Annotated in this window: 1 protein-coding gene and 1 pseudogene; both read left to right on the top strand. The window is 41.6% G+C overall.

Annotation, left to right across the window (positions count from 1 at the left end; all coding sequences use genetic code 11):
• Positions 1-58: 58 nt before the first annotated feature.
• A complete protein-coding gene (locus VN379_RS11085; protein ID WP_325533757.1) occupies positions 59-1,747 on the top strand; it encodes a methyl-accepting chemotaxis protein in 1,689 nt (562 codons plus the stop codon).
• A 210-nt stretch (positions 1,748-1,957) separates the two neighbouring features.
• Positions 1,958-2,197: pseudogene (locus VN379_RS11080) on the top strand (serine protein kinase); the annotation flags it as partial.

Below are 2,197 nucleotides of genomic sequence, written 5' to 3'. Positions count from 1 at the left end.
GTAGTGAATTTAAATACTAGTTAACTTACTAAAGTTTGAAGGGAGTGACTTCATAAAAATGCTTGAGATGCTAAAATGGTTGCAAAGTATTAACGGAAAATTGACATTCTGCCTATTTTTTACCGGCTTGGCTCCTTTGGTAGGTATCTTGCTGCTGATGGGCGTTCTCTCTCCTAATAAGTTTCAGGCAATTATAATTATATACATTATTGTATCGGTTTTAGCGCTGGCGCTGTGGGCGCTTTTTGTTACCAGAATTATTGGTAATCCTATTCACCAACTATTGGCCAGTCTGAGGGAAATGGCTGGTGGCGGCGGGGATCTTAGTAAAAAGTTAACGATCCAAACAAATGATGAGATAGGCCAGTTAGCCCATACAACTAATAATGTTATGGGTAAAATTTCGGATTTGGTAGGGGAAATTACTCAGATAAGCGGCAAAGTATCAGCAGCCAGTAATTATTTGTCTGAATACACATCGCAGACCACAGAAGCCATGCGGCAAACCACCGAGAATATGGGAGAGATCGCAGCCGGGGCTTCCCGTCAGGTGCATGATATTGAACTGTGTAGTCAGTCTGCTACGCATGCCAGCACTCAGGTGCAGGATACTAATCGATTGGCTGTTCAGACTGTTGAGCTGGCTAAAGAGGCCAATTCCAGCGCAATTGAGGGTGTAAACCAGGTCAAAGAGGCGATTATAACCATGACCGGGGTTAAGAATCAGATGGATGTCTCGTCTAAAGCCATCCACGGTTTGGCCGGACGGATCAATCAGATTGGGCAAATTGTTGAGGTGATCACGGCCATTGCCGCTCAGACTAATCTTTTAGCACTTAATGCAGCTATTGAAGCAGCCAGGGCAGGTGAGCAAGGCCGGGGGTTTGCCGTAGTCGCGGATGAGGTGCGCAAACTGGCAGAAAGCTCACGCCAGTCAGCAGAAGAAATAACCAGCCTGGTACTGGGAGTACGGCAAGAGACCATTGATACAGTGTCAGCTATTGAGGACGCCCTTAACAAGGCGAATAAAGGAACTGAGATGGCCGGTGGTTCTGAAACTGCATTAAACCGCATTATTACCATAAGCCAAAAGTTAAGTGAACAAGTTACATTTATGGCTAAAAACACAGCAGGGGTTGCAACCGATATTGAGAATATTGCTGTTAATATTAGTGAAATTACTACTATTGCCCGCCATTTCTCTGGTGCTAGTCAAGAAATTAATGCTGCGAGTGAAGAGGTTTTTGCAACCATCGAAAAAATCGCAGCATCAGCACATGAACTTGATGGTATGGCCCAAAGCATGGAGGAAATGACAGCTCAATTTATAGCTGTCGATGAGACCACTAGAAAAAGAATTAAAGATAAAATGGATAAAGCCCGGGCGTTATTAACGCAGCATGGAATTATATACATAAATAGCAGTAATCAGTTGGCTGCCGGCGATTTGGTTATTAATAATAATGACCGGCTAGTTGATGAAATCGCACAAAAGGTAGGGGCTGCCTTTACTGTTTTCCTGGGGAATACCCGGATTGCCACAACTGTGACTACAAAATCAGGCCGGCGGGCTATCGGAACACCGGCGGCTAATTATGTTGAAAAAGCTGTACTCGAACGTGATACCGAATATATTGGCCGAGCAACGGTAATGCGGCAGTGGTATATTGTCAACTATGAACCACTCAAAGATAAAAACGGGCATATTATTGGCATGTTATTTGTGGGGGAAAAATTGAAAAAATAACAAGTAAGCTAAGAAGAGCAATGGCAAATGGTGTGATTTTACACATCATTTGCTTTTTTTTTATTAAGACAGGCCCAATTTTTTTGTGAAGTTAATAAATTAGTAAAAAGCAGGTTCTTTTCTAACGTGACATAATAAAAATGGATTTAAGAGTAAGTTCGCATATTGTTTAGTCGACCCCTTGATAAATATAAAAAGGAGGCATGTAATATGGCCTATGATTTTGAAAAATTAATTAAGCAAGATCGCGATGACCATAAACAATACAAGTTTGAGGGTACTTTATTAGATTATCTGACAATTGTAAAGGAAAATCCTGGTTTAGCCATATTGTCGCATCAGAGGATGTATGAATTACTTGTTAAGTCAGGCGTTGAAACAATACGGACTGAAGAGACTACACGCTTAAAGAGGATTTATGGTAATGATACCCTTAAGCGGTATAGTCTT

It is taken from the genome of Sporomusa sp., assembly GCF_035561255.1.
Classification (GTDB): Bacteria; Bacillota; Negativicutes; order Sporomusales; family Sporomusaceae; genus Sporomusa.
This window is presented reverse-complemented; position numbering and strand designations above follow the sequence as displayed.

Excerpts from the sequence above, each read along its gene's own strand:
- VN379_RS11085 (WP_325533757.1), top strand. The coding sequence starts at position 59 with ATGCTTGAGATGCTAAAATGGTTGCAAAGTATTAACGGAAAATTGACA.